At 41.8% G+C, this 6571-nt stretch carries 5 protein-coding genes; 2 read left to right on the top strand and 3 right to left on the bottom strand.

The features are described from left to right. Positions 1–4278: beta strand repeat-containing protein (locus IM500_RS04635; RefSeq protein WP_287737828.1), on the bottom strand; the 4278-nt coding region annotated here is incomplete at its 3' end. Positions 4279–4669: 391 nt separating this feature from the next. Beyond that, the gene (locus tag IM500_RS04640; protein ID WP_287737830.1) at positions 4670–5158 is read right to left on the bottom strand and encodes a cadherin repeat domain-containing protein; all 489 of its coding nucleotides are present in this window, start codon (positions 5156–5158) and stop codon (positions 4670–4672) included. A gap of 260 nt (positions 5159–5418) precedes the next feature. Between IM500_RS04640 and IM500_RS04645 the strand changes: the two genes are divergently transcribed. Together IM500_RS04645 and IM500_RS04650 are read left to right on the top strand one after the other, a co-directional pair. Next, a complete protein-coding gene (locus IM500_RS04645; protein ID WP_002770259.1) occupies positions 5419–5676 on the top strand; it encodes a hypothetical protein in 258 nt (85 codons plus the stop codon). Then, positions 5661–6080 (top strand): type II toxin-antitoxin system VapC family toxin, encoded by a 420-nt coding sequence (locus IM500_RS04650; protein WP_223210675.1) that lies wholly within the window; start codon positions 5661–5663, stop codon positions 6078–6080. The genes IM500_RS04645 and IM500_RS04650 overlap by 16 nt, the downstream gene beginning before the upstream one ends. 93 nt (positions 6081–6173) lie before the next feature. On the opposite strand, the gene IM500_RS04655 is transcribed toward IM500_RS04650, so the two are convergent. Continuing rightward, positions 6174–6571, bottom strand: a 398-nt coding sequence (locus tag IM500_RS04655) for a PEP-CTERM sorting domain-containing protein (RefSeq protein WP_287737832.1), incomplete at its 5' end; no start/stop codon positions are given.

Raw genomic sequence — 6571 nt, forward strand, 5'->3', positions numbered from 1 at the left:
AAAACCAATTTGGGAAGGATCAAAGGTGACGGTTAGGTTGGAGTTGTCCCGCGTTCCTACAACATTAAAGCGTAGCAGACTAAAGCGATTTAATTGATTAACCCCAATAGCTGTACCTTGACTTGCTTCGGGGACTGCACCCCCACTTAGGTTATCAATTAGTCCGTTAGTATTATCTAAAGTACCGCCTCGGAATAGGGGGAAATTAGAGATAACTAGGGGACTGTTGATATTGCCAATATCGGCGAAGTTATTGATATTTTGAGCAACATCGGCGGCGAAACCAAAATCAAGTAAATTAGTGATTAAACCGGCTGCATTGGTACGAATATCACCGACGAGAATTTCCGCAAAGAAGCTATTACCGAGAATAGGATTGTTCCCGGTGATTTCACTGCCAATTGTCCCGTTATTATCCTCATACAGTTTCAGTTGGAAGCTGAGAGGATTGACATTATTTAGGTTAATGGTAGCGATACCCGTATCGGTTAAAGCGCCGTCACTAGCTTGAATTGTCAGGTTAAAGGGGTTAGTTTGTGCGCTGACATCATTAGTATCGGTAACGGTAATTACGCCAGTGTTACTAATAGCAAAGGCTTTGATAGTGTCGCCATCAGTATCGGGATTTCCGGCGGTGATACTGTAGGTTAAGGGGTTATTGTCGGGGTCAGTGGCGTTAATTGTCCCGACGACTGTACCGTTAGGACTGGTTTTAGAAATGCTGAAAATAGCATCATTAACCACTGGGGGACGGTTAACAGGATTGGTTAGGTTAACAGTAATAGCGGCAGTATCGTTTAAGTTCCCATCGCTGACGGTAACGGTGAGGTTAAAGGGGTTGGTTTGACTGCTAATATCATCAGGGTCAGCCACCGTAATGACTCCACTATTATTAATGCTAAATGCCTTAATATTGTCGGCATCGCTGTCTAAATTACCGGCGGTGATACTGTAGGTTAAGGGGTTATTATCCGGGTCAGTTGCTGTTACTGTTCCCACCGTAGTATTAACCGGACTGGTTTTAACCAGACTAAAGGTAGCATCGTTAGCAACCGGAGGACTATTAGGGGTTTCGTTAACATCGGTGAGATTAACGGTGATAACGGCGGTGTCGGTTAAGCTACCATCGCTGACGGTGACGGTAAGGGGGTTATTGGGGTTAACTTCAAAGTTGATGTCATCGGGGTCAGCGACGCGAATTTGACCGCTATTGTTGATAGTAAAAGCGGCTATACCGTCGTTATCAAGGTTAGGATTCCCTGCGGTGATGCTATAGGTTAAAGGGTTATTATCGGCATCAGTGGCGGTAATCGTCCCCACAAGAGTATTTAAGGGGCTATTTTCGGGTACGGTGAGGGTAGTATCATTGAGGACGGGGGTGCTATTTTGGACGAATTCAAATGCACCTATATCAACTGTAGTACCGTTAACGCGAGGATTTCGGGCAATATCAAAGGGTATGGCTTCGGAGATGTTGCCATCGCCGTCTAAGTCGCGGGCATCAGCAGGGAGGGAGGCGTTACTACCTGCGTTAATGGCAGGGGAACCGCTTTGTAGGCGCAAGTCGTGATTGATGTCATCAACAAAGAGGGGGTCAACACTGAGGTTGCCCGTGCCTGTATATCCGCCTTGTACTATACTATTGGTGACTCCCACCGAAGCATTGCTATTGACAATTGCTGTTGCTGTCCCACCATTATTCCAAATGATACTATTACGAACATTGCTAGTAATACCCCCAGAAAAAACTTGATGTTGACTAAATAGCGCACTTCCTGAACTCGCGGCATTACCACTGAAGGTGCTATTAGTGATAGTTGTGCTATAAAAATTTCCCGTACTATTAGCTTGATAAATCGCACCACCATTAGAAGCAGCATTATTACGACTGAAAGTAGTATTGGTGGCTTGTAAATTAAAGCTGTTTACATTGTAAATTGCACCACCTGAACCATCAGAAACATTTAGAGTAAAGCTAACATTAGTTAGGCTTAAATTATTGCTTTGGTTTTCATTAGAGATAGCTCCTCCATTAGCAGCACGATTTTGTTGAAAGCTACCTTGAGTAATAGTGCCTGTGCTAAGGTTATTATAAATTGCACCACCATTGCCAGTAGTAGAGCGATTTTGTGCAAAGGTAACATTATTTAGGGTTGAACTACCACCAGAGTTGAAAATAGCCCCACCTTGACTACTTGAAGTATTGCTAGTAAATGTTGCCGTGTTGAAAACAGGATTACTACTTCCGTTGTAAATAGCCCCACCTTGACTACTTGAAGTATTGCTAGTAAATGTTGCCGTGTTGAAAATAGGATTACTACTTTGGTTGTAAATAGCTCCCCCAACACTTGTAGCAGTATTGTTGCTAAAAGTCGTATTATTGAAGACAGGAGAACCACCACTATTCCAAATAGCCCCTGCTCCACCATTGGTAGCAGTATTATTAGTGAAAGTTACATCTGTTAGTGTGGGACTGCTACCAACATTGTAAATAGCTCCACCACCTGCAGAAGTGTTGTTGCGGAAAATGCTACTTGTTAATAAATAGTTAGCATTACTGCCATTATAAAGTCCACCACCATTGCTACTAGCATTGTTATTTTCAAAAATCAAATTTCTGAGAATAGGATTACTATCCGGGATAAATATCCCGCCGCCAACATTCTGATTAGTGCCAGTTCCATTAGCATTCCCTCCCGAAATCGTAAAGCCATCTAAAACAGCCGTATTTGCAGGTGAATTTGACGTTACTACATGATAAACATTATCAGCCGTATTATTAACCGTGCCAATATCCCCACTTAAAGTAGTGACATTAGTTGATACATTTCGCTGACTAAAACTGGTTTCCGTTCCTGCAAACCCCCCATAAATTTCTACATTATTTTTGAGGGTAAAAGTCGCGGTTCTGTCTGTTCCCGTTGTCGGTTTATAGGTTCCACCAGCAACCCAAATCTTATCCCCACTTTGCGCGGCGGCTAAAGCATCCTGTAAACTGGTATAGGCATCCGTCCAAGACGTACCATTATTACTTCCCCCCGCACCAGTACGCACATAAACAACGCGAGAAAGGGCAGGAGTTGGCGCAGGAGCGAGTTCTGCTCCTTCATACGCCCCTAAATCCACATTTGCCGCCAAAACACGGGTATTACTCGCTAAATCGAGGGGAATTTTTTCAGATGTATTCCCATCCCCGTCCAAATCTCGACTATCGAGAGGCAATAAATTAACATCCCCCGCATTTAACGCAGGAGAACCCGCTTTTAAGCGTAAATCATCGGCATTAGCATTAACAAACAGAGGATTATTATCCGTTGCACCCGTAAACCCTCCCCCTTGGATAATACTATTAGCAACCGTCACACCACCACCGCTAATCTGATTAGTCGTAGTGCCACTACTATTTTGATTACCATAGAGGATACTATTGCGTATGGCTACACTACTAGAATTATTAGCAAACGCACCCCCAGTAATCGCCACGTTATTACTAAAGGTAGTATTGATGAAATTGGGGTTACTCAGATTATTGAAAACCGCACCACCACTACCTCGGTTCGCATAATTTCGACTAAAAACAGTGTTAACAATAGTGGGATTACTGCTACCGGTGTTATAAATCGCTCCCCCGTTATTAATTGCCGTATTCAGGCGAAAAGTCGCATCTGTAATCTGGGGACTACTTAAATCATTGTAAATCGCCGCGCCTTGTGTCGCCGTATTATACTCAAATAGGGTATCAATCAGAACCGGATTACTACCCGACTCATTATATAAAGCACCCCCATTCGTCCCATTATTATCGCGGAAAGTGATATTTCTCAGGGTTGGACTAGCACCCGAAACATATACCCCACCGCCATTACCTTGATTTCCTGTCGTACCATTAGCATTACCCCCAGTAATGGTAAACCCATCAAGGATAGCACTGTTTGTCAGAGGATTAGAAATATTACCCGTTGCTGTAACAACATGATAGACATTATCGGCAATCCCCGCTACGCCAATTTCACCGCTTAAAATCGTGACATTAGTGGCAATATTACGCTGATTACGGGCAGTTTCCGTCCCTGCGAATCCCCCATAAATCCCGACATTATTTTTTAGGGTAAAACTCGCGGTTCTGTCAGTTCCCGTAGTGGGTTTATACGTCCCCGCAGACATCCAAATCTCATCACCAGCTTGTGCAGCGGTTAGCGCACTTACTAAACTGCCATAAGCATTATTCCAAGCGGAACCATTACCAGTAGAACCGGATTTAACGTAGATGATAGCCATGATATACCTCGTGTGAAAAAGATAGTACAGAGTCAATAGGGAATCCACCCGAAACTTAGTTCGAGTTAGATAAAGTTGATAAGTAAGCGAATAGTGGAGAAAACTGTCTCTAGAGACAGCAAAACCATTAATCAAGCTTGGATGTCAGAAAATTTAGCACTGGTTAGGGATAATGCTTAGATTGTAGAGGCGAATAATTATAAGTTCCGTTTATTTTTTTTTTTTCATTCATCAGCAGAGCTTATTAAATAAACCATGCAGAGAGAAAATATCTGGTATAATGCCACTCCTGCAAGGATTTACCTAGGGATAAGCCGATTTATGTTGCTAAGGTTATATTTTGATAAACTTTTGTCAAGTTAGCCAGCAAATTAAGTTATTTTGTGATCAGTTAGGTTAGGGAGATGACTACAGCCTTGTCATCGGAGTCAGCCATGGGAATTTGGCCGTTATTATTGATGGTAAAGGCGGAGATACCGTCGCCATCGAGGTTAGGATTACCTGCGGTGATATTGTAGGTTAAGGGGTTGTTATCGGCATCAGTGGCGTTAATTGTGCCGACGACTGTACCGTTAGGACTGGTTTTAGAAATGCTGAAAATAGCATCATTAACCACTGGGGGACGGTTAACAGGATTGGTTAGGTTAACAACAATTGCACCGTTTCCTGTGGCGTTACCATCATTCGCGGTGACGGTTAGATTAAAGCTTGTATTTGTGCCAAAATCACCGGGGTCGGTAACGGTAATTACCCCTGAGTTACTGATGGCAAAAGGACGAGTTCCGTCGTTATCTGTATCGGTATTACCATTAGTAATAGTGACGGTAAAAGGGTTATTTTCGGGGTCACTAATGGGGACTGTACCAACGGTAGCACCCACCGCAATACTTTTAGCAATGGTAAAGGTTTTATTGGTGATAACAGGAGGTTGATTGACGGGAGTTGTAAATTCAAAGGCACCGATATCAACTGTAGTACCGTTAATGCGAGGGTTGCAGACGATATCAAAGGGTATTGTTTCGGTGATGTTGCTATCGCCATCTAAGTCGCGGGTATCAGCAGGGAGGGAGGCGTTGCTTCCTGCGTTGCTGGTAGGTTATACTAGGAGTCAAATACCTTAAATTGCTTAGTTGTTGAAAAATGACACAATCTTCTTTACATATCAGCACTCAAGTTTTACCCGGTAATAAAATAGAAATTCAAACCCCTGAACTCGCTGTTGGTGAAATGGTTGAGGTTTTTATTGTTCCTTCAACTTCTGAAAATGATCAAGATAAAAATGAATCTGACCCGCTAATTGGTTTGTTCAGAGGTTCTCCAGATTTAGCAACTCAATCTGAAGAAATTTTACAACAGGAGATTAAAGAAAATTCAGGATGGACATGGAAAGAAAAATAACAATAAGTGATACAGGGTTTGTAGTTGCTTTGCTAAATCAATCAGATATAAAACATAGTGATGTCGTAGCTATTTATCAGAACTATCAGCAAATATTATTACCCCAAACAGTTTTAGCAGAAGTCGCTTATTTAGTAGGTCGTAGTGCAGGTGTTAGCACTGTTGCGGCTTTTTTAAAAGGATTATCTGCAAGTCGGTTTCATTTAATTCCTTTAAGTGAAACTGATGTAATTCGAGTATCTGAGATTTTAGAAGAATACAAAGATAGTCGTATTGATTTTGTTGATGCAACTGTAATGGCGATCGCTGAAAGGCTCAAAATTACGCTTATATTAACATTAGATCAGCGAGATTTTAGATTATTTAGACCTAAACATTGTCAAAGTCTTGAGATTCTGCCATAAGGTCTTTACTATAGTTTTTGATAACAAAGAGACGCAAACTCCGTCGCTTACGTCCCCAATTCATCCTAAATCAAAGTTTACCGCTTGCATAACCTAATTGTCGTCTTGTTTGTGCTTTTTAGAAAACAATGCACCTAAGCCTAATGTTACTATTCCTAGAATTGTAGAAGGTTCAGAAACAGATGTCAAAAGTCCTGAAATTGTCTGTATTTCAAGTTCAGCATAATCAATAGCAATTGCATCTGCTCTTGTACCTCCGAAGCTATTTAATTCAATATTTACATTGCCATCTCCTAAACTAGAAAAGAAAAGAGAATTAAGATTAAAAATTGTAACGTTAACAGGAAGCTGAGTAAGAGCATTGCCATCTGGCGTAGAAACATCATCAAACGCTCCTGATACTTCAATACCATCAATAAATAACCTGTCATCAAATGGAATTCCACCGAACCCATCTCCAGCACCGTTATCTTCTAGGTCGAAGGTAACTA

The organism is Microcystis sp. M179S2 (assembly GCF_020245805.1).
GTDB classification, from domain to species: domain Bacteria; phylum Cyanobacteriota; class Cyanobacteriia; order Cyanobacteriales; family Microcystaceae; genus Microcystis; species Microcystis aeruginosa.

Bases quoted from the DNA above. Each gene is read 5' to 3' on its own strand.
- IM500_RS04650 (WP_223210675.1), top strand. From the start codon at position 5,661: ATGGAAAGAAAAATAACAATAAGTGATACAGGGTTTGTAGTTGCTTTG.
- IM500_RS04645 (WP_002770259.1), top strand. From the start codon at position 5,419: ATGACACAATCTTCTTTACATATCAGCACTCAAGTTTTACCCGGTAAT.